This window comes from Hahella chejuensis KCTC 2396, from assembly GCF_000012985.1.
GTDB lineage: Bacteria > Pseudomonadota > Gammaproteobacteria > Pseudomonadales > Oleiphilaceae > Hahella > Hahella chejuensis.
Genome location: NC_007645.1, coordinates 1,981,831 through 2,004,759, shown reverse-complemented (window position 1 = coordinate 2,004,759; position 22,929 = coordinate 1,981,831). Strand labels below are relative to the sequence as shown.

At 56.5% G+C, this 22,929-nt stretch carries 15 protein-coding genes; 1 reads left to right on the top strand and 14 read right to left on the bottom strand.

Going from position 1 to position 22,929, the window contains the following annotated elements:
- Complete coding sequence (rbbA, locus tag HCH_RS08895) at positions 1 to 2,751, bottom strand: ribosome-associated ATPase/putative transporter RbbA (protein WP_011395866.1); 2,751 nt, start codon at positions 2,749 to 2,751, stop codon at positions 1 to 3.
- On the bottom strand, positions 2,748 to 3,734 hold the full coding sequence (locus tag HCH_RS08890) for an HlyD family secretion protein (RefSeq protein ID WP_011395865.1): 987 nt from the start codon (positions 3,732 to 3,734) through the stop codon (positions 2,748 to 2,750). The genes rbbA and HCH_RS08890 overlap by 4 nt, the downstream gene beginning before the upstream one ends.
- Before the next feature lie 157 nt (positions 3,735 to 3,891).
- Here HCH_RS08890 and HCH_RS08885 point away from each other — a divergent pair, with 157 nt between their 5' ends.
- Positions 3,892 to 4,194 carry a Dabb family protein gene (locus HCH_RS08885; RefSeq protein ID WP_011395863.1) on the top strand — a complete coding sequence of 101 codons (303 nt, stop codon included), beginning with the start codon at positions 3,892 to 3,894 and terminating at the stop codon, positions 4,192 to 4,194.
- Between the two features lie 61 nt (positions 4,195 to 4,255).
- On the opposite strand, the gene HCH_RS08880 is transcribed toward HCH_RS08885, so the two are convergent.
- From HCH_RS08880 to HCH_RS08825, 12 genes are all read right to left on the bottom strand, one after another.
- Entirely contained in the window at positions 4,256 to 4,843 is a 588-nt protein-coding gene (locus HCH_RS08880) for an HD domain-containing protein (RefSeq protein ID WP_011395862.1), read from the bottom strand.
- Positions 4,844 to 4,916: 73 nt separating this feature from the next.
- Complete coding sequence (locus HCH_RS32205) at positions 4,917 to 5,615, bottom strand: hypothetical protein (protein WP_011395861.1); 699 nt, start codon at positions 5,613 to 5,615, stop codon at positions 4,917 to 4,919.
- A gap of 191 nt (positions 5,616 to 5,806) precedes the next feature.
- Positions 5,807 to 8,200, bottom strand: a complete 2,394-nt coding sequence (gene pbpC / locus HCH_RS08870; protein ID WP_011395860.1) for a penicillin-binding protein 1C — start codon at positions 8,198 to 8,200, stop codon at positions 5,807 to 5,809.
- Entirely contained in the window at positions 8,197 to 13,152 is a 4,956-nt protein-coding gene (locus HCH_RS08865) for an alpha-2-macroglobulin family protein (protein ID WP_011395859.1), read from the bottom strand. Before HCH_RS08865 ends, pbpC begins: the two co-directional genes overlap by 4 nt.
- A 298-nt stretch (positions 13,153 to 13,450) precedes the next feature.
- Positions 13,451 to 13,804 (bottom strand): FHA domain-containing protein, encoded by a 354-nt coding sequence (locus HCH_RS08860; RefSeq protein WP_011395858.1) that lies wholly within the window; start codon positions 13,802 to 13,804, stop codon positions 13,451 to 13,453.
- Between the two features lie 80 nt (positions 13,805 to 13,884).
- Positions 13,885 to 14,658: a PP2C family protein-serine/threonine phosphatase gene (locus HCH_RS08855; RefSeq protein ID WP_011395857.1), complete on the bottom strand. Its 774-nt coding sequence runs from the start codon at positions 14,656 to 14,658 to the stop codon at positions 13,885 to 13,887.
- Positions 14,652 to 16,421: a serine/threonine-protein kinase gene (locus tag HCH_RS08850; protein ID WP_011395856.1), complete on the bottom strand. Its 1,770-nt coding sequence runs from the start codon at positions 16,419 to 16,421 to the stop codon at positions 14,652 to 14,654. Before HCH_RS08850 ends, HCH_RS08855 begins: the two co-directional genes overlap by 7 nt.
- Before the next feature lie 184 nt (positions 16,422 to 16,605).
- Entirely contained in the window at positions 16,606 to 17,946 is a 1,341-nt protein-coding gene (gene astB, locus HCH_RS08845; protein WP_041599375.1) for an N-succinylarginine dihydrolase, read from the bottom strand.
- A gap of 57 nt (positions 17,947 to 18,003) precedes the next feature.
- Positions 18,004 to 19,476, bottom strand: a complete 1,473-nt coding sequence (astD, locus tag HCH_RS08840; RefSeq protein WP_011395854.1) for a succinylglutamate-semialdehyde dehydrogenase — start codon at positions 19,474 to 19,476, stop codon at positions 18,004 to 18,006.
- A complete protein-coding gene (gene astA / locus HCH_RS08835; protein ID WP_011395853.1) occupies positions 19,473 to 20,516 on the bottom strand; it encodes an arginine N-succinyltransferase in 1,044 nt (347 codons plus the stop codon). The genes astD and astA overlap by 4 nt, the downstream gene beginning before the upstream one ends.
- A 63-nt stretch (positions 20,517 to 20,579) precedes the next feature.
- Positions 20,580 to 21,593: an arginine/ornithine succinyltransferase subunit alpha gene (gene aruF / locus HCH_RS08830; protein WP_011395852.1), complete on the bottom strand. Its 1,014-nt coding sequence runs from the start codon at positions 21,591 to 21,593 to the stop codon at positions 20,580 to 20,582.
- A 62-nt stretch (positions 21,594 to 21,655) separates the two neighbouring features.
- Positions 21,656 to 22,873, bottom strand: coding sequence for an aspartate aminotransferase family protein (locus HCH_RS08825; protein ID WP_011395851.1), 1,218 nt, complete (start codon positions 22,871 to 22,873; stop codon positions 21,656 to 21,658).
- Positions 22,874 to 22,929: the final 56 nt, after the last annotated feature.

The following is a 22,929-nucleotide window of genomic DNA, read 5'->3' as shown; positions in this document are numbered from 1 at the left end:
TCAACGCCCCTGCTTTTTCAGAGTCAACACCGACAATGCGGTAATCACGGGAATAAAGGCCGCAAGTATCAGGAAGTAGTAGTACAGGTCCGCAAACTCCAGCGCCTTGGTGAAGGTTCCCCGACTGATAATCAGAAAATAGGTGGTCGGATACAGGCTCCCAATCCAGGCTCCCGCCCCCTCCAGGGAGGACACGGGGTCCGTCATGCCGGAAAACTGTACGGCGGGAACCAATGTAGCCAACGCCGTCCCCGCCAATGCGGCGATCTGAGTCCGGGTGAATGAAGACACCAACAATCCCAGGCCTGTTGTCGCAATGACGTACAACAACGCGGCGAAACATAGCGCCGCAAAGCTGCCTTTGATGGGCACATCGAAGAAAAAAACCGACTGCGCCACCAGCAACAAAAAGCTGATCATGCTGACAAGGATGTATGGCGCCTGTTTGCCCAGCAGAAACTCCAACCGCGTCACCGGCGTGACATACAGGTTGACGATGGAGCCCAGCTCCTTCTCCCGCACCACCGCCAGCGCCATCAAGATAGCGGGGATGAAAATCAGCAACATGGGTATCACTGCGGGAACCATGGCGTAGATGCTGCGGAAATCCTGGTTGTAGCGATAACGCATTTCCAAATTGACCGGAGACAACGCGGGCGCTGATCCCAATGAACGTATGGCGAGATCGCCAAGATAAGCATAGTGGGCGGCGGACAGATAGCCTTTGATCGTCTCGCCCCGGAAAGGCATGGCGCCATCCAGCCAAACCGCCACGCCAGTCTGTCGGCCCCGCTTCACATCACGGCCATATCCCGAGGGAATTTCCACCACAAAGCTGAGCTCGCCGCTGCGCATACGGCGATCCACTTCGTCATAAGTGGCCGCCTGCGGCTGTTGAATGAAATAACGCGATCCAGCCAGATACTGGACATAATCACGACTCTCCGGCGTTTGATCCTGGTCATAGACGGCGAACGCCAGGTCTTCCACATCCAGGCTGACGCCATATCCCAACACGAACATCAGGATCACCGAGCCCAGCAACGCGAATGTCAGACGAATCGGGTCGCGTAGAAACTCCAACGACTCCCGATGCGCATACGCCAGCATCCGGCGCACATTGAAGCCTTGCGCCAAGAATTTCCCCGAGCGCTCCGGCGCCGCTGCTTCAGCAGCAGGAGAGTCTTCGGGAGCGTTGGTTTCCGCCTCTTGTCCATCACCGGCGGCCTCGCTCAAGCAGCTCACGAACGCCTCCTCGAAACTCTCCGCCTCCCGCTGCGCCACAATATTTTGCGGACTGTCGCAGGCCAGCACCTTACCCGCATGCATCAACGACACCCGGTCACAACGCTCGCCTTCGTTCATAAAGTGCGTGGAAATAAAAATCGTTACGCCATCCTGACGAGAGAGCTGAATGAGGTGCTCCCAGAACCGATCCCTCGCCACCGGATCAACGCCGGACGTTGGTTCATCCAGAATCAGTATTTTCGGCTTATGCACTACCGCCACCGCCAACGACAACCGCTGACGAATTCCCAGCGGCAGTGATTCCGCAAATTCGTCTTCATACGCCTGCAGACCAAAGTCGTTCAACAGTTCTTGGGTGCGTATCTTCGATTGGCGAGCGTCCAGCCCGAAGATCTTGGCGTGCAACATCAGGTTTTGCCGCACCGTCAGCTCAGCGTAGAGCGAAAACGACTGCGACATATAGCCCACGTTTTTCTTCGCCGCCAGATCATTCGGCTCCATTTCCGCGCCGAACAAGCGCACCACGCCGGACGTCGGCGGAGACAAACCAGTCAGCATCTTCATGGTGGTGGTTTTGCCGCAGCCGTTGGAGCCGATAAAACCGAAAATTTCTCCCTGACGGATACTGAAGCTCACCTGATCCACGGCGGTGAAAGCGCCAAAACGCTTGACCAGCCCTTGCGCTTCTATTGCGGGAACCGGCGACAATTCGCGCCAGGGCGCGATGGTCAGTTCACGATGCCCCTTCCTGCTCTCTTCAGGCAAAAGACGGATGAAAGCTTCATCAAGGTTGCTCGCTCCGGTTTGCGCCTTCAGCTCAGCGGGAGCGCCCGTCGCCAGAATGCGGCCTTGATCCATCGCCACCAGCCAGTCAAAGCGCTCAGCTTCATCCATGTAGGCGGTGGACACCAGCACGCTCATGCGTCCGTCAGCGCCCCGCAGCGCATCTATCAATCGCCAGAACTGACGTCGGGAAAGTGGGTCTACGCCGGTGGTGGGTTCATCCAGAATCAGCAGATCAGGGTCGTGAATCAGCGCGCAACATAACCCCAGTTTTTGTTTCATGCCCCCTGACAGCTTCCCCGCCGGGCGCTCGCGAAAGCGGCTCAGTCCGGTGCTGCGCAGCAGGGTGTTGATGCGGTGATGACGCTCTCTTCTATCCAGTCCGAATAAGCGTCCGAAAAAGTCCACGTTCTCGAATACAGAGAGAGAAAAATACAGGTTTTTCCCCAGCCCCTGCGGCATATAGGCGATGCGGGGGGACAGTTCATCGCGCACATTATCGTCGCTGATGTCGCCGCCCAATACGCTCACCGAGCCGCACTGAATGCGCGCGGCCCCGGAGATCAGGTTCAACAGACTGGACTTACCGACGCCGTCGGGACCAATGATCCCGGCGATGACGCCAGCGGGAATATTCAGGCTCAGCGTTTGAAGCGCGATAAGGTCGCCGTATCGATGTTCGAGCCCATTGATTTCGACAACCGGCGCCGCTGGACTCACTGCAGCCTCACTTGCAGGTCTTCCGGCCACTCAACGTCGTCCTCCAGCTTCACATAAGCGACGCCAGTGACCCCGGTTTTGACTTTCTCCTGATGCGCTTTCAGCAAGTCAGGATCAATTTTCACTTTCACCCGGAACATCAGCTTCTCACGCTCTGTCTGGGTCTCCACCTGCTTGGGCGTGAATTGCGCGCGCGGCGCGACATAAGAGACTTTGGCGGGAATGCGGAGATCCGGCAGAGCGTCGACCACCACCCGTGCGTCAGCGCCGACGGACAATACGCCAGCCTGATAGGTCGGCAGGAAAATCGTCATGTAGACATCGGTCAGGTCCAGCAACGCCAGCACTTTACCGCCGGAGCCCAGTACTTCTCCAGGTTCCGCCAACCGATACAGCACCCGGGCGTCGATGGGGGCTTTTAATTCGGACTCAGCAATGTTGGCGTGCAGGCGCTCAATCGCCGCTTGCGCCGCCTCAATCGCCGCCTGGGCTTCCACCACCTTAATGCGGGCGGCTTTCAGCGCGGCTTCCGCACGCAATTTAGATGTCTTGTCCAGGTCCAGCTTCTCTGCGGAGACGTGGCCTTTCTGACTTAGCTGACTGGAGCGCGCCAACTCTTTTTCAGCAAAGCTCAGTTCACTTTCGTACTGATCCACCACCGCTTCCGCATATTTGGCTGACTCCTGCACCTGTCGCAGGGTAGCCTGGGCCTGGCGCAGTTCCGCCTGCAGATCGTCCACATTGATGCGCGCCAGCACCTGGCCAGCTTTCACCATCTCGCCTTCTTCCGCCAAAACGGCCTCAACCCTGCCCGGAAGCTTGGTGGCGACATCAATCTCCTGCGCCTCCAGGCGGCCATTTCCCCTGGCGATAGAGTCCGGTAAACTCTCCGGCTGGTAGGCCATGTAGGCGAATCCGGCGGCCGCCAGCAACAACGCCGGGGCCAGAAACCTGATCCATTTTTTTTGCGACTCGCTGTTCATTTCTCCTCCTCCCTCGTACACATTCGAAAACGAAAGGAACAATAAAGAAAAATGATCGCGACGACGCTGACGAGCGTCAAATCTGATTTGCAAAGGCGCTTTGTTATCAGAAACTTAACAGACGGCGGCGTCTGGCCGCCGCCCTGGAGACTTGAACATGATCAGACATTTTGTATTCGTGAAGTTTAAAGACAGCCTCTCTGACGCAGATGTTGCAGAGATGGTCAGACTTTTCGCCAGAATGGCGGATGAAATTGATGAAGTGGCCGCTTTCGAATATGGCCCCAACAACAGTACAGAGGGACTCACCAAAGGACTGGAACATTGCTTCAATTTGACCTTCGCCACGGTGGCGGACCGCGACGCTTACCTTCCACACCCCAAACATGAAGCCTTCAAGGACGTATTCGTTCCAACCATCGCCGACGTCATGGTGTTCGATTACGAAGTCGCAGAATAAGATAGCGAACGTCCCGATGCGCGCTGGAGCAACGCCAGAACGCATTGGGGCGCGATGCGGATTACTCAGGCGATCCTTTCCGTGGGCTTTGCGATCTCTCCAGGGTTTCCTGATCGACAATGTCCCGTAACTGCTGAATAAACGGATCAATGTTCGCGTACTTTTTGCCGTACTCCAGGTTGAAGGCGTAGTCGAAATCCTGGGGATTTTTGCCCTGATTATGCTGCAGGATGGTTTCCATTTTATCCAACGCTTTGGCGACTTTGGCCTCTAAGGATTGCATCTGATCATAATCATCCCAAAGCGCCAGAATATCCTGCTGCAGATGCTCCGGCAGCGGCTCCAGCAACTGTAGAAGGTCCTGGCGTTCCTGAATGGATTTGTCGACATCCGGAGACTGTTCAGTGGCGGGGATGTCGCCGCTGATGGCCTCTCCCAGGTCATGAATAATGCATATTTTCAGCAGCTTGGCGAAATCCAGCTCAGGCAGGGCCTTTTCAAACACCATCGCCATCAGGCAGAGACGCCAGGTATGTTCCGCGGTGCTTTCTTTTCGCCCCGCGGACGTCCAGGCGGAGCGGATGACGTTCTTTAGCTGCTCCGCCCCCCTTAGAAACTCCAAAACTCCATGAATGTCGGATTGCAGCATCCGTCTTCTCCTTTATTTGCTGTGAATACTTCAAGTGCCGGCGCAGCGCCGAACCGCTTAACTCTCTCTACCCTCAGTCCCCGCAGTCCAGCTCAATCGGTTTCCAGGACGGCGGCGTCTGCATGCTATCCGGATAGCCGCCATTGGAATTACGTATGGCCGAGTAATAGTGCCCTTTATAGCTCACCAAGTCGGATACATAGTAGGACTGTGCAAAACTCCAGGGCTTGATGTCGGCGCATTTAAGGCCATTGGATTCAGGCTCAGGGCTCAACAGGTTTTTAATTTGCGAGATCAGGCTTTCTTTTTCGCGCCAATCGTCTGACCCGACATCTTCCACTTGCACTTCAACGCTGTGGTCGACTGCCGGCTCTGGCGTCAATGTCGATGCGCCATCAGTTTCAGCCCGAGCGGGGACGTCCTCAACAGTTTGCGCGTCTACAGGAAGCCTGTTTTCAGTGCCCATCGCCGAATGACTCTGATCCTGCTCAGTGGTTGACTCATCGCCTGCTGCTTTCAGAATCGATTCACAAGGAGGCAGATCCAATTTCTCCCAGGTAAACCCAATGCCTGGCTGCATTCCTGAATGGCGCATCCGCGACCGATACCAAACGCCGTCGTAGAAAGTCAGGTCGCCGGCTTCGTAGTTCTTGCTGGAAAACCATTTAATAACGTCGCTGTCGCAAGAGGCCAAATCATCTTCCGCGGCCGCCAAAGTGGTAATTAAGGCAAGCGCCATGGCGACGCTTCGAATAGTCAATACAGTTTTCATAACCGCCTTAATATCTGGAGCGCGGAACGAGATGACATTCAAGCTTGCTCTGCGCTGAACATTAATTGAATTGAGTAATCCGCCACATCATACAGAAAAAGCGACGGTAAAGACTTCATCCTCTGAATTGCGATGCAAAATTATTTCCTGTGAGGAAAAACCGGCAACGACTCCATCATTCCAGGCACAGCCTATTTAACCCCAGCCACCCGGAACGCCACCCGCGCCGTCTTACCCGCCTGATCCATAACGGATACAACATGCGGCCCATTATTTAACGACGCCAGCGTCCACTCTTGACCGGGTTCCACCGAACCAAGCCAGACGCCGTCCAGAAACCAGTGGTTTTCTCCCTGAGCGCCGTCCGCTTTAAGCTTCACTTCCGGCAGCCCGCCCTCGCCGGGAAGAGGAGTCAGCGTGGAGCCGGGACGAATGCCTTCCATCACCAGGACGCCTATTTGCTGATCCGATTCCGCACCGCAGGCGGGATGAATGGGAGGCAGCATGTTATCCCGCTGACGACGTTTGGGCAGCCAGGGTTCCAAAGACTGGGGCCAAAGCGTCACTTGCCGCTGTGAAACCTTCGGTTCAGAACAGTGAGGCGTTATACGATATTGCCCTGATGCATCCAAATTTACGGCGACGGACAACGACTCCCCGATAGATTGAAACGGGTCCCGCAGCGTCGGCGGCGCGGCCTCATCCAGCAACCAGGCGTGGTGTACTTGCTGACAGGCGTCGCCGGACTGTAGTTGTTGCTGCGTCCCAAGCGGCCAGCATATCGGCGCCTGCCGCACGTTCGCCGGTTGCGGCGAGGGTTGCAAGGACTCCACCGGCATCAAGTGAAGCAGGCGGTCCAGCAGAGGAACGGCGGAGAAACGACCGGTATTATGCGGCAATGCTGTGCCATCAGGTCTGCCCACCCAGACAGCCACCGTAACGCTGGCGGTAGAAGCCAGCGCCCAGGCGTCGCGAAATCCGAAGCTGGTGCCGGTCTTATAGGCGATCTTCGGCATCCAGGCCCGGCTTTGCCGATACAGGTTATTGCTACGCTCCAGCGGCATGCGTAGCGCATCTTGAATAATCCAGGCGGCGCCGGCAGACAACAGTCGGCGTTCCAACAAGGGGTCGTCCGGCTGTAATCGAGGCCGCCCCGCCATTCCCTGACGTCCTAACGCCGCATATGCCCCGGCAAGCTCTTCCAAAGAAGCGCCGGAGCCTCCCAAAGCCAGAGACAGATTGGGACGCGCTCCCGCCGGCAGACGCAAAGCCGTTCCCGCATTGGCGAGTCGTGCATAGAGCAGCTCAGGGCCCAATGCATCCAGCACCTGGACGGCGGGCACATTCAAAGAACGACGCAGCGCATCGCTAACGCTGACGGGCCCGGAAAATCCCGAGTCGAAATTCAATGGCCGATAACCCGCAAAGGCCAACGGGGCGTCCGTCAGCAGGGACTCGGAATGAATCAGCCCTTCGTCAACGGCCATACCATACAAAAAGGGTTTCAAGGTGCTGCCGGGAGAACGCACCGCCTGAACCATATCCACGTGCCCCGCCCTTTCCTCTGACCCAAACTCCGCAGTTCCCACATAAGCGCGCACCGCCAATGTGGCGTTATCCACCACCAAAACCGCAGCAGAGGTCTGCTCCGGGAACTGACGGATATAGTCCGCCACCAAGCCTTGCGCCGCAGTCTGCTGCGCACTGTCGATATTGGTTTGAATCAGCGCCTGCTCCGGAAAAGCCTGACTGAGTCGTCTCGCCAATAATGGCGCCAGCATGGGATGAGGATTGAACAACGCGCTGACCGGCTCCTGCATCGCCTCCCGAGTTTCCTGCTGTGACCATAGCGCGAAAGTACGCATACGCTGAATAACCTTATCCCGGGCCAGACGCGCGCGTTGAGGATACCGGTCTGGTCGCAACGCTGAAGGACGCTGCGGCAATACCGCCAGTAACGCCGCCTCAGCATGAGTCAACTGCGCGGCGGGTTTGCCAAGATAGGTATAACTAGCCGCCTGAACGCCTTCCACGGCGCCGCCGAATGGCGCGTAGTTGAGATACAGCGTGAGGATTTCTTCTTTGCTGAAGTGCGCTTCCAGCTGCAGCGCCCGAAACATCTGGTATAACTTTCCAGGCAGAGTGCGTGAATGCGGATGCAGTATTCGCGCGACCTGCATGGTCAATGTGGAGCCGCCGGAGATAGTTTCACGATGGTAAATCCACTGCCCGAAGGCGCGCACCAGCGCCAGCGGATTAACCCCCGGGTGATAGTAAAACCAGCGATCTTCATACGACATCAAGGCTTGCAGATAACGTGGCGACACCTGCTCCGGCGTCACAGGATAACGCCACACGCCGTCTTGATCCGGAAACGCCCTCAGCGGCTGCCCCCTGGCGTCCACCACCACCTGAGCGAAGCGACGTCCCTGCTCTTGCGGCATCTGCAAGGGAAACAGCACGTCGGCGACAACAAACAGAGCGCTCCAGAACAACAGAGCGCAGCCCAGCGCCAGCAACAAACGGGAAGCGCTTTTCCGCTTCCGTGTCCCGTTCCGCCGCACAGGCTGCGCCGCCCTCATCATTGCGCTGAGCGCTCCTTGATAGTGACTTTTCCAGGCGTATCGCTGATCGCGCGATAGTACGGACGGTACATGTCCTCCACAATCGCGGGAGGAATCACGTACTCACCCGGCGACACCGCCCGCGCCAGATAAAAGATCACGGAGGTGCTGTAGGCGTCCAGAGGAACTGCGGCGACATAACGATCATCGCGGTACTCCTGGTGCAACACTCTGGTGTCCGCTACCCAGTCTCTGACCATTTTATTGCGCACCACCACTTCATCGAAGCGCGTAGCGTTAGCCAGATTCTGGTTTTCCAGCTCCAGCCCCGCCGGCAGCAGATCCACCAACAACGCATCCGGCAGATAACGGTTGCCCTGCGAACGCACCTGTAACATCACTAATACGAAGTCGCCGCTTTCCAGCTTTTTCATATTGAGGGGCTGGCCGTTCAGATCGAAGAAAGCCCGCTCGATTTCGATACCGTCATAGGTCGGTTTGGGCGCCTGCGTCGGGTACCCTTGCGCCTTGAACGTAACGAACAGAGGGAAATCGTTCATGTTGCTCAGTTGCACATCGCCTGGCCAAGAGCCCTTACTCCAGGTGTTGATCCACTGCTGAGTCTGCTCCAGCACCTCACTGTCGCCATTCAGAGCCAGAGAGGCTTTCCATGTCGCCCCAGCCTTGCTGTTCAGAGCAAGGGACAAACGGTAAAGAGCCATTTGCTCCTGAGTGGACAACCAGCGACGGTCGCGCAGCTCATCCCGCAATGGATAAATCAAGTCCCAGGGTTGCTTGGCGACAGCGCTATCCAGCGACAGTAATAGCGTCCAGGCGAGATCGCGCACCGGTGAGCCATAATCGCCAGCATAATAACTGCCGATTTCTCCCCAATGCAGCGCTTTGTACCAGGCTTCCTGCGCACGACGGGCGTCGCCCAGTTTCTCCAGCGCCAACGCCAGTTGCGCCAGCGGCAGAGGCGATTTGGCCCACTTGCTGTAGTTATCGTACAGAGTGCGCACGTCCGCCAGTTTCGCTTGCTGCACGGACGCCAACACCAGTGCGGCGTAGGCGCGATAGGCCAAGTGATAATGATCGCGGGCTTCGCTGTAGTAACTGTTCTCAGTGCTGAGACGCCCTTGCGTGGTCAGATACGTGCGCAGGCGGCCCAGAGCGTTGTCGAGCAAGCCCTGATCCACGTTATAACCGCGCTGCTTCGCAGACAGCAGCAGATCTGTGGCGTATACGCTCAGCCAGTGATATTCATCACTGTCATTGCCCCACAAACCGAAGCTGCCATCGTAGCGTTGCATGCCGGAAATACGGCCCAGACCTTTCTCAATCCACTGGTCGCGCTCTTTGGCGAGCTGCTTGCCGCTGCTGCGATCGTACTTGAACAGATCCTGCTCCGTCGCCAGCAACAGCGGCCAGACCCGGCTGGAAGTCTGCTCAAGGCAACCATAGGGGTATTGGATCAGGTATTTCATGTATTCGTTGGAATCCAACGGCGGCACAGAGCCGACTGACAATTGTGTTTCCAGCGACGAGCTCAAAGCCACATCAATCAAAGGGTCGGTCAGCGACATGGCCGCGCTGGATTCCAGCACATGACTTTGTATGTTCAATTGCGCCGGATAGGGCGGACGCAGGCCCAGCTTCCATTCACGTTGAATGTTGATCGCCGGTTCCAGACCATCCGTCGACGTAACGCTCAACGACAGATTGCCCACGCCTTCCGCATCCATCGCCTCCAGAGGCAGACGCACCCATTCGCGGCCTTTGCCCGTCAGGGTCGCTTCCGTAGCGGATTCCGCACCGCCCAGAGGACCGTCGGCACTGACTTTAACGCTCAGTTTACGTTGTTCCGGCAGCAGGTTTTGCAGATCCCAGAGCGCTTCCGTTTTATCGCCAAACGCCAGGAAACGCGGCAGGTTGATCTCGGCGACGATCGGCGCCGCGATGGTCATGCGCTTTTCCGCAGAGCCGCTACGGGCGTCGTCAAACGCCACCGCCATCAAGCGCACTTCGCCATTGAAGTAAGGCAGCTGCAGTTCGATGGTTCCCTTGCCTTCCGCATCCAGCGCCACTTTGCCTGAATAGAGAGAAACAATCTGCACATCGCTGACGGGGGCATCGCCGCCACGGGACATTTCATCCGCGTCACCGCCGAAGCGTTGTCTGGCGCGGTCGGCGCTGCTCATTTCAATCAGACTGGAATAGGTATCGCGAATTTCCGCAGAGTAGCTGCGCGGACTGAAGAACCAGGCGAACGGGTCCGGCGTTTTGAAACGAGTCAGGCTAAGCACGCCGGTATCCACCGCCGCCAGAGTCACCGCCACGGTCTTGGATGCAGTGGAGCCAGGCTGCACCTGAATCTGCACCGCGACCTTGCTCTCTGGCTCAACGCGCTCCGGCGCTTTCAGTTCGATCTGCATTTTTCTGGCTTCGCGATCCAGAGGCAGATGACGCATGCCCCAGGCGCGACGTGGCATTTCCAGGGCGGACTGTTTTCCAGGGCGCAGCACCAGCGCTGTCGCAAACATGTCATGACGCGTCCAGATATCCTTCACTGGCACATTAATGTCCGCTTTGCCGTCTTTCACATCCACTGCGCCACGCCATAGCAACTCGTTCGCTTCAACGGTGACGATGGCGCGACCGTCAAATGGCGCCTGCAACGTCAGTTTGGCGGTGTCTCCTCCCTGATACGCGTTCTTGTCCCAACGCAGCTCCACCTGCTCCGGACGTGGGCCTTTGCCGCCACGTTCGCCGTCCCAGGACCAGCCTGCAAAAAACTTATAGGCATTGAGCAGATTCTGCTGTTTGTCGCGCAACTCCAAACGATAGTTGCCGTACTCAACCGGCACGGACACCGTCAAACGTTGTCCTGGCTCGATTTTCATCACGCGATTGTAGACAGGCTGGTTGCGCTCGGTGGTTTCGTAATCCCATCCGTCATCACTCCAGCGCCAGTAATAGGCGGAGTCTTCTCGAATCAGGGTAGCGTCCAGGTATTCCATGCCCAGTAATTCGTCCGCCTGATTAATATGAATCAGCTCAAACGCCGCACTGGTTTCAGGATCGGCGATGTCGCCATCCCACAGCGGGCGCACGCCGACCAGACTTTCGCTGGGCCATAGAGACTGTTGCCACTGACGGGCGACGGGGCGGCCGCCGGACTCAAATACGCTGACATTGGCGCGCACACGCACTGGCATGGTCGCTTCAGACCAATGATTGGGGAGTTCCAGTGAGTAACGCCCTTCCTCGTCCAATTCTACGGGCGGCAGAGACAACGTCTCTTTCAGCGCATCGTTATCTTCGCCAAAGATAAAATCGGAAAAGGTTTCGGAGACAGTACGCGCCGGCGCAATCTGTAATGTCGTTTCAGCGCGATTGCCGGAGGCTGGCGCGCCCCACAGATACTCCGCCTGCAACTGCAGGTTGATGGTGTCTGTAGTGCTGTAATGCTCCGCATCCGGCTTGATCTCCAAACGCATGCGTTCTGGCAAAAAGTCTTCTACTTGCAGGCGATACAGGAAGTAATCGCCATTGCCTAATGTGGCTTTGAAAAACCAGTCACCTGTCAGAGTGTTTTCCGGTAAAGAGAACGTGGTGGTATAAAAGCTCTGCTCATCCCCTTGCCAGGTGAACGAAGTGTGCACGCGACCGTCCGGACGGGTTAACTCCGCCTGAATCGGCATGGCGGTAACCTTGCGGCCATCATGATCACGCAGCAAGGCGTTGATATGTACGGTCTCTCCTGGTCGATACAGATCTCGCGGGCTGTACAGAAACAGCTCCAGAGGGTTTTGCTTGCGGCTTGGCAGTTTGAACTCGGTCAAATCCATCGCAGGCTGATTCAGTCGCACCAGCGCCAATTGCTTATCCGTACGCGCAATCGCCAGCACTGCGGAAGTTTCAGCGCCTTCGAAAGTCGCCACGCCATCAGAGTCGGTTTTGGCGTTTCTCAGCAGTTTGCCTTGCTGATTGATCAACTCAATGCTCACGCCGCTCCGAGGTTTGGCGTCCGCCAACCCATTGACCCACGCCAGCATCTGATTTTGATAGGTGCGAACTTGCAAACCAATGTCGCTGACAGTGAACCAGGTAGTAACGTATTCATAAGGGTAATGCCCGGCGCCCTTCATAATGGCGACGAAAATGCCTGGCTGTTTGAGAGGTTCGACAGAGGAAAGATCAATCAGGCGACGTTTGCGCTTGTTCACGTCGATATTCAGGTCGAAGCGACCGCCGTACACCAGCTCACCCCAGGAGCGCAGTTGCTCCAGTTCGTAATAGCTACGCCCCAGGTAACCGCTGACAAAGTCGGTCATTTTGTCGTCGCTGATGCGCCAGATATCTATGTCGACCGCGTCGATATTCAGCGCTTCAATCTCCAGACCGTCAGTCAGCTCCGGCGACAACTGAGCGCCACGGCTGATAAAGCGTACGCTGGGGTCCAAACGGCGAGTGTTGATCTGCTGACTGGCGCCCTCTTCCAACATGCGCCCGGTAATGGCCGCCAGACCTTGCGATACGGTGACCGTGTAATGCCTTTCAGGTTCGACAAAAGGAAAGAAGGCGGTTGTGCCGACAGGGTTAAGAATCCAGTCGCCGGCGACAGGCTGATTCTGCTCATCCGCTACGGTCAGATAACGACCCAGCATCGTATCCTGGTCCAGAGGCGCGGAGAAAGTTACGGACAGTGCGGGACCGTCATCCCAGGGTTGCTCGCCAATGCGTAGAATCTTGAATGGGGTTTGCGCATATTCTTGCTTGAGCGTTTCCCGATCCACTTTAACCGGCGGCTTTTTGGCCTCTGGCTGTGGTGTCGGAATGGAGGCCTTTTTCTCTGCAATGGCCTGAGACTGTACTGCCTTGCCGCTGTCGTCGTTGCCGGATTCGCCGGAGCAGCCGACCATCAACACCAATAGTAAGCCCCATGCCCAACGGGTCAGAACTTCTCTCATACACTGTCCTTTAGAAGAGGTTAGTCGTAGCGATTTTTGATAAGCGTTTTTTTGAAGGATATCGCCGCACTTCGCCAACGCCCGATAACAGGCGGTCTGTATCAGCGTAACAAAGGTTTAGGGAATTATGCGGGCGAATTATGGCGAAAAATGGCGATAAGGGAAGCGGATTCTTGCAACGGGCCATAGCGCGAAGCCTACAAGGCTTGCGCTACGCCGCTTAGCGCCTGGATACGTAGTTGTCCCGGTGCGGAAATTCAACTGGCCGCTGCAAAGCCGCCATATGCGGTCGGAAAGATCATTCGTCCAACGTGTAAGCGGTTTTCTCCAGCGTGCTTTCAGCGCCATCGATAAAGGTAAAAGCGTTCCAGGCTACTCTGACCACATCGTTGTTGTTCAGGCGACGGCGACCACTGACCTTCTCGTCGTTGACGAAAGTGCCGTTCGTGCTGCCGTTATCCGAAATAAAAACATCCAGCACGCCTTCCATATATTGGTTTTGCTCCACTTCAATCAACGCATGTTTACCGCTGACGGCGATGTCGTTGATCTGGATATCGCAGTTGGGATGCCTGCCGATTACGATTTCCCGCTTCTCCAGTAGAAATTTATTCGCCACCACATCATCAATCAGTTGCGCTAGCATGGGCATACTCACATTTACCTCACTTCTTGCGGTCCTTCCGCTGAACATAGTCCTGTTTATCACTTCTTTATCTGCGACGTATCACGTCAGGCATCGACGGCCATACCACTGACTTCAACCATTAGTACGGATACGTTATCTTCCGCGCCTTTATTCAAGGTAGCTGCGATCAGACTGTCGACGCGCTCCTCCTGCGGACGCACGCCGCTGGCCAATTCGCCGATTACGCCATGAGGCAACATGTTGAACAAGCCGTCGGAACATAGCAGGAGGCGCTCCCCCTCTTTGAGACTGACATTGATGCAACTGAACAGCAGGTCCTCCTGGCACCCCAGCGCTTTGGTCAACATATTACGGTAGGGCACGTGCGGCGCATCCTGTTCCGTAATAGAGCCGTCATCGAGCATCTGTTGCACCACGCTGTCATCCCGGGTCAGTTGCCTCAGTTCTCCAGACTGGGACACCAAATAGCAGCGCGAGTCCCCGGCGTGGACCACGCAGGCCTCGCCGTCATAAGAGAACGCCGCCACCAAAGTAGTTCCCATGCCGGACAGGGCTTCATTCAGCTTGCGCTCGACGCATACTGCCTCGTTGGCCGCTTCCGCCGCATCCAGTAGCCGCTCGCGGATCAGGTATTCGGATAGTTCGACGTTACGCCACATCAGATCTATGGCGCACTCGATAAAAGCTTCAACGGCAATACGGCTGGCTTCAGCGCCCCCCGCATGACCGCCCATGCCATCCGCCAATACCGCCAGCGCTCTCCTTCCATCAGTGGAAACGCGCCAGCCGATATAATCTTCATTCGCCCGACGGACACAGCCCACATGGCTCTGTCCACTTACTTTATATGTCAGCATAAGGCGGTTTTTCCAAACTCGTTCATGCAACATCTCCTTAGTTGTTCCGCCATCTCGCCTGCATTGGCATATCGCTTGGCAGGGTCCTTTTGCAACGCCTTATTGGTAATTCGAACAGCGCTTGCGGGAAGCTCCGGCCTCAATTCTCTGACGCTACGGTGCTTTTTGTTCAGAATCTGCTGAGTCAGTTCAGGTAGGGAATCCGCGTTAAAAGGCGGCTCTCCGGTCAGCAACTGATAAAATGTCACACCCAGGCTGAATATGTCCGAGACCCCGTTCACTTTGCCGCCTTTCAATTGTTCCGGCGACATATACAGCGGACTGCCCAGCATCTGCCCAGTGCGGGTTTTCGACTTGTCGGAGATCCGCGCAATGCCGAAATCAGTTACTTTAACCTGTTGGTTATCCGGGTTGAAGATGATATTCGCGGGTTTGATATCACGGTGCACGATATTTTTCTGGTGGGCGTATTCCAGGGCGTCCGCCACCTTCGCCATCAACATGTACACCACCTCGACCGACAACAGCCGACCTGGCTTGGCGTAAACGTTCAGACTCTTGCCCTGAATATAATCCATGGCGATAAAAGCGAGATCGGCTTCTTCGCCGACATCATAGACCGTCACGATATTGGGATGGTCCAATCTGCCCGCCGCTTCCGCCTCGCGGAAGAAGCGCGCTTTGAGGTCAGTCAGGCGATGGGAGTCGAATTGCCTGTAATTCAGTGTCTTAACGGCGACCTGACGGGAGATTTTTGGATCGCGTCCCAAGTACACCACGCCCATGGCGCCGCGCCCCAGTTCGCGCACGATTTCATAACGCCCCAGTACAGGGCGGGATATATCCGCCGGCGTAGCCAGCGTTTGCGTAGCCGCCCATTCCGTGTCTCCCGCCTGCTGCATGGTTTCAAACTTCGCCAGCTTCTTCGCCCGCTCCGCCGCATCGCGGAATTTGGGGTTGACTGCGGCAATGGACAAATAGGTATTTGCAGCGGCGTCATACTGACGCTTTTTCTCCTGCTGTACGGCCACGTCATACACAATGGCGCAGGCGTCTTCTCTGGACAGACAGGGGCGTAGCGTGGTCAAGGTTTCTTCCAGCATGCCCTGCTTCAATTGCATTTTACCCAGACGTAAACTGACGTCCTGACGCGCATCCCGCAACGCTTCGATCTGCTTCTGCTGTTTCAGCCAGAACGCCATGACCAGATAGCCCGCCACTAAGAACTGGATCGTCACTCCAAGCGGGAGCCATCTGGACTGCGCCACTTGCATGCCTATCTGGATAACTGCGAGGGAAACCACAAACACAGCGACAGTAAAAAAACCCGCCGGCCAAGTCATTCTGGGCAATGCGGCCACAAGCAGCAGCATGCAGACCAAAATGAGCGCTTTCTCAGCCAGGAAAAACCAGGGCGGCGTCTGCAAACCCGGCGCGACGCGGAAAGCATTGGTTTCAATCTGGCTGGCGGCGTCCAGTTTAGCCGACGCCAGATAGGGATCTAAAAAGAATATGGGAGTCGGCGCCAGGCCCGGCATCAGCCTTTGCGCTAAAGGAACATCGTCGGCAGGCTTGACGGGCGTATTTTTGTTAACGCTCCAGGCGGCGTTGTACAACCAGGTATCCAGAGAAGGAAGATGACGGGCCAGTTGCGGCGCAACCACAATAAGACAGGCGGCCACAACGACCACCGTACGTAAACTATATGCGCGCGCCAGCAATCGGCGCACATTATTGAAAACCGAATGACGCTTCGCCGCCACGCTGAGTATCCCTGCTTTAATGCTAATGAAAAAGGCGATCAGCCGATTATGCAGAGATTAACGGACACTTAGAGAAACTTATAGATAAATTAGTTTAAGTTTCGTTACATATTGTTGTGTTCCAACACAACTAACGAAGAGCCGTCCCCAAAGGGAGGCGGCTCATGTCGCTCACAGGAAGGAATCAGGCTAATTGGAAAGGATACAGCGAGCCTAATTGCAGCAGCTGGGTCAGCTCATCGAGCGCCGTGCGACATTCGGTCAGCAACTGCGGGTCGGCCAGATCCTGCTGGGAGATGCGGTCGCGGTAGTGTTTGTCCACCCACGCGTTCAGCGTGTCGAACAATCCATCAGACATCATCACATGAGGGTGCACCGCCGCCAGCTCCGCTTCCGTCAACGCCACACGAAGACGCAAACAAGCGGGACCGCCGCCGTTTTTCATGCTCTGTTTCAGATCGAATACTTCCACACGCTTGATAGGACCGCCGCGAGTGACCAGATCGTCCAGATAGGCTTTGACGTTGGGATTGTCGCGGCACTCATGGGGCACCACCAGCATCATGTCGTCATCATTCAGACTCAGCAATTGGCTGTTGAACAGATAACTGGATACCGCATCCGCTACGGACACTTCGCTGTCGGAAACCTTGACCGCCTTCAGCAGACAGCCTTGCAGCTTCCCTTCCAGCTCCGTCAGCATTTGCGACGTGTTCAAAAACGCCTGCTCATGGTAGAACAGCACATTGCGGTTACCTACCGCAATAACGTCATTGTGAAACACGCCCTGATCAATGACCGCCGGGTTTTGCTGGGCATACACCACCGACGAGTCGGCCAGCCCGTGCAAACGCGCCACCGCCTGACAGGCTTCCAGCGTCTGCCGCGCAGGATATTTCATTGGCCGCGGCGCGTTCTCATCGAACGCCACGCGCCCATATACAAACAGTTCCACGCCCTTGTCTTCATAGTTCTTGCAGAAACGGGTGTGGTTGGCCGCGCCTTCGTCGCCAAACTGGCTGGTGGGCGGCAGCGCTTTGTGGTGAGCAAAGTACTGATCATTATTGAAAATACCCTGCAGAATACGGGTCGTCGTTGGATGCTCGATCGAACGATGGAACTTCGCGTTCAGATTGGCCGCGGTGAAATGTACTCGGCCATCCGTGGTGTCGGCGCTGGGCGAGACGGTCGCCGCATTCGCCGTCCACATGCAGGAGGCGGACGCGACTGCGCCCAGAAACACCGGCGCCTGATGCGCCGCTTGCAGCAATACTTCCCGATCTGAGCCGGTAAAGCCCAGACGACGCAGGGTCGCAATGTCCGGACGCTCTTGCGGCAGCAACACGCCTTGCTTGAAGCCCATGTCGTGCAGCGCCTTCATTTTGCGCAGCCCTTGCTTGGCGGCTTCCTTAGGGTTGGATACGTCGCGAATATTGGTTTCTGAGGCCACGTTGCCGTATGAGAGCCCGCTATAGTTGTGAGTCGGCCCCACCAGCCCGTCAAAATTGACTTCAAATGCCTTCATCATCTATCCGCCTCTTGTACTCGTTTGAATTCGTTGCTGTTTTGCATGCCATGAAACTTATAAGGACATGCCTGGCGATAACTGCGCAGGCGCCTGCGCCTGATCCGCCTCCAGAGTAGCGACCGGATAGGCGCAGTAATCCGCCGCGTAGTAGGCGCTGGGCCGATGATTGCCGCTTGCGCCCACGCCGCCGAACGGCGCGGCGCTGCTGGCGCCGGTAAGAGGCTTGTTCCAGTTGACGATGCCTGCGCGCACTTCCAGCCAGAAGCGGTCATAGAGGTCGCGAGAGTCGCTGATCAAGCCCGCCGCCAGACCGAATCCGGTTTTGTTGGCCAACTCCAGGGCGTGATCAAAATCGCGGTAACGCAATACCTGCAACATGGGTCCGAAGTGCTCTTCGTCCGGCAGCTCCTGCACGTCCGTGACATCTATGACGCCTGGGCTCAGCAGGCTCGCATTCTCTTCCAGGCTGCGCATTTCCAACAGGATGCGCCCGCCCTCCGCAGCCAGCTTGTTTTGCGCAGCCAGCATCTGATCCCGCGCGCGCAGGGAAATAACACCGCCCATAAAAGGTTGCGGGTCCGCATCGTAGCGCCCTACCTGTAAATTAGCCGCCGCCGCGATCAGCTCATCCAAAAACGCCTGGCCTTCCGCCGTATCCGGAACCAACAGACGTCGCGCGCAAGTGCAACGCTGGCCTGCGGAGACAAAGGCTGAGAACAGGGTATGATGCACTGCGCCTTTCAAATCATAAGGTGGCGCGATAATCAGCGGGTTGTTGCCACCCATCTCCAACGCCAGGATTTTCTCTGGACGACCGCCGAACTGACGATGCAGGCTATGTCCGGTGGGCGAGCTGCCGGTAAACAGCAGACCGTCAATGCCATCGTTGGCCGCCAAAGCCACGCCGGTTTCCCGCGCGCCTTGCACCAGATTCAACACCCCGTCCGGCAAACCGGCTTTCGCCCAAATGCGCACTGTTTCTTCCGCAAACCAGGGCGTCAACTCGCTTGGCTTAAAGACAATCGTGTTGCCAGCAATCAGCGCCGGCACAATGTGTCCATTGGGCAAATGTCCAGGGAAGTTATAAGGGCCAAATACCGCTAACACGCCATGAGGACGGTGTTTCAGCACCGCATGTCCCGCCGCCACGTCCTGCTCGGATACGCCGGTGCGCTCATTAAACGCCTGAATGGAGATACCTACTTTGGCGACCATGCTGGCGACTTCCGTACGCGCTTCCCACAACGGTTTGCTGGTCTCTTTGCCGATCACGTCAGCAAGACGCTCTTTGTCTTCTTCCAGCAACTCGGCGAAGCGTTTAACGATATCGATACGCCTGGAGACATCCAGACGTCCCCAGCTGGTGAACGCCTGACGGGCCGCTTGCACCGCCTGCCCCACGACGTCATCGGACGCCGCCGCGCCTTTCCACAGACAATCCTGGGTCACCGGGTCCAGGGATTCAAATTCCACACCGCCGCCGGCAAGCCAGCGACCGTTTACAAATGCGCTTTCACGTACAGTCATGCATCGCTCCTCTTCGCTTTCAACGCGACCACTCGCACTGTGTCCCCGGCTCCTAATTGCAAATGATCCATCAGATCATGATTGAGAGAGACCGTGTCGGATTTAATCTGGTCGCTGTCGAGCAGTCCCACCCTGAAGTTGGAGAAGGACCGGTTGGAAATCATATAGGGTTCGGCAATGTCGCCGGCGCCGGTTTTCTGCACCGGCATGACAAACCGCTTGGCGCTGTCGCGCACGCTGCGGATGCCGTGAACGAAAGACTCCACCAAAGGACCGGCGTCAAAAATGTCCACCAGTCCGTTGAAATTAAAGCCTTCGCTTTCCAGCATGGCCAGCGCAGGTCGGGTATGCTCATGCACCCGACCAATCACATCGCGGGCTTCCTGGCTGAAAAAGGGAACATAAATGGGATATTTGGGCATCAGTTCGGCGATGAACGCCTTGTTGCCGATGCCGGATAAATAATCCGCCTGAGAGAACTCCAGGCTGAAAAACTTACGGCCCAGATCTTCCCAGAACGGAGACTGGCCCTGCTCGTTGGTGTAACCGCGCATCTCAGCGAAAATCTTATTGCTGAAACGCTCAGAAAAATCCGCCAGAAACAGGAAGCGGCATTTCGACAACAGCTGACCATTGAAGCTGTTGCGGTATTTCTCATGCAGGAACAACGTACAGATTTCACTGCAGTTGGTCATGTCGTTAGTGAGATACAACGTCGGCGTCTGCTTGTGAATGCCCAGTTCTTTGGAGGCGTTCACCGTGGTGGAGACCCGATAGTTGTACCAGACTTCATCCAGGCCTACCCGCGCTTTGATCGCACTAACCCCAACGATGGTTCCGGCCTCAGTGTCCTCCAGCCCGAACATGTAGTAGGCGTGTTCCTGTTCGATGCGCTCTGAAAATGAACGCTCCGACTCTTCAATGCGCTGCGACAACAGCTCACGGTTGGCGGGCAAGGTCGTCACGCCAATGCCTGCGCTCTTCGCCAACTCGTACACTGCATCCAAATCTTTGCCGCTAATGGGACGAATAATCATCATGTTGAAATCCTCTTGCTCCAGCCCTGTCTCATGCTTCGCTTAAAGTGTTAGTCCCAACGCCGGTCACAGTGGCGCGAACTGGACGTTATCGCCTTCCGACACCAGAATCGCCTCAGCTGTGCTGCGCTTCAGGCGCAGCAGGTCGCCCATGCCATCGGTGACGTTGGCCAGCGTGGCCCGGAAGTCTTCAAACAGGGTGTTGCACATCAGGTACTGCAGTCCGGTTTGGTTATCCGACAGCTTAACCTGCTTGGTTTTTGTGGATTTCACGGTGGTCAGATTGTCCAGATCCGCCTCCAGAGTCGGGCCGCCGTCGAAAATATCGATGTAGCGGCCCATGCGGAAACCTTCCCGATTCAGAAACTGACAATTGTCCCGGGCCGCCGAGTGCGGGTGCGCAATAGCGTCCTGAGCGTCCTTGGTCAGCAGGTTCACATAAATGGGATGGGGCGGCATCATTTCCGCGATGAAGGTTTTGCTCTTGATGCCGGAGTAATAGTCCGCCGTCGCGAAGTCCATATCAAAGAAATGGCGACCCAGGCTATCCCAGAACGGGGAATCGCCGTTGTCGCCCTGCTTGCCCTGAATCTCCACAATAATGCGGGACTGGAAGCGCTCGCGGTGCTGCCCCATGAACAGGAAGCGCGAGCGCGACAGCAGATCGAAATATTCCGTTTTGCGATAACGGGGAGAAATAGTCAGCGAGCACAGCAGCGGAGAGCCAGTGAGCTCATGGGTCATATAAAGAATGGGAACTTTGTTGAACACCCCCAGTTGCTGGGAGGAGTGAATGAGTTCATCCAGCCGGTAGTTATAAAACGGCGCGCCGTTGCCGGCGCAGGCGTCGATGCCTGATGTGCCGAGGATCTCTTTGTTTTCGGTATCCTCAAGCACAAACAGATAGCGTTCCTTACCGACCATGGATTCATCGCCGGCGAAGGAGCGACAGGACTGGTCGATCTTCTCGCCCAGTTTATCGCGGTCCGCAGGCAGGGTGGACACCTGCGCTGCGCTTTCGTTTATCAACTTTTCGATGCCGGGCAAGTCGGCGAAGCGGCTGGGGCGAAAAATCACCATTCTCATTCCCTCCAATTAGTTCAGACTGACAGGTTGTACAAGTTAGTTCCCTTTAACTTTCCTTATTGCCCTTGCGCGACGCGGGCCACCGCTCTTTCGAAGCGAGCCAGTCCTTCTTTGATGTCGTCGTCGCCGATGATCAGAGAAGGCGCCAGTCTCAATACGTTAGGTCCAGCGATCAGCGCCAGTACGCCCTCTTCCAGCGCCGCCGTCATGAACTGCTTGGCTTTGCCCTGCCACTCGTCAGTAAGCGCCGCCCCGATTAACAGGCCCATGCCGCGCACAGCGCTGAATACGCCATATTTCTCATTGATCGCCTGCAGCCCGGACACCATCAATTCATGCTTGCGCTCAACGCCTTGCAATACTTCCGGCGTGTTGACGATATCCATGACCTTGTTCGCCACTGCGCAGCCCAGCGGGTTGCCGCCGTAGGTGCTGCCGTGAGTGCCCACCGTCAGACTTTGCGCCACTTCCGTTGTGGTCAACATGGCGCCGATAGGGAAGCCGCCGCCCATGGCCTTGGCGGTGGTCAGAATGTCCGGCGTCACGCCGTACTTCATATATGCATACAAGGCTCCGGTGCGGCCAACGCCTGTCTGAACTTCGTCAAAGATCAGCAGCGCGTTGTGCTGGTCGCACAGTTCTCTGGCGCGCTTCAGGTAGGCTTCATCCGCTGGCGTCACACCGCCCTCGCCTTGTACGGGCTCAACTACGAAGGCGCAGGTGTTTTCATCAATGGCGGCTTCCAGAGCGGCGATATCATTGAAAGGCGCATGCTTGATGCCGCCGGGAACCGGCTCGAAGCCTTCGCGATACTTGGCTTGACCGCCCACACTGACGGTGAATAGCGTCCGACCGTGGAAACTGTTGTTACAGGCCACGATGTCGTGTTTATGAGGTCCGTGTTTTTCCCAGCTGTAACGACGCGCCAGTTTGAACGCGGCTTCGTTGGCTTCGCCGCCGGAGTTGGAGAAAAACACGCGATCAGCGAAGGTCATCTCAGTCAACTTTTTAGCCAGCAGAATAGCCGGCTCGTTCGCCAGTACGTTGCTCAGGTGCCACAGCTTTTGCGCCTGCTCGGTCAACGCCGCCACCAGTTCCGGATGAGCGTGCCCCAGACCGGTTACCGCAATGCCGCCCGCCAGATCGATGTATTCCTTACCAGCCTGATCCCAGACTCGGGAGCCGATGCCGTGAGTAGGGATAATCGGGCCCGGCGCGTAGTTGGGAACCATTACCTGATCAAACATTTCTCTGGTGACTTGGCTAGAGGTCATTCATCTTCTCCATTCGGGTAAGCCGGCCAACGCTCCGCAGCGTCTCCGGCGAAGTT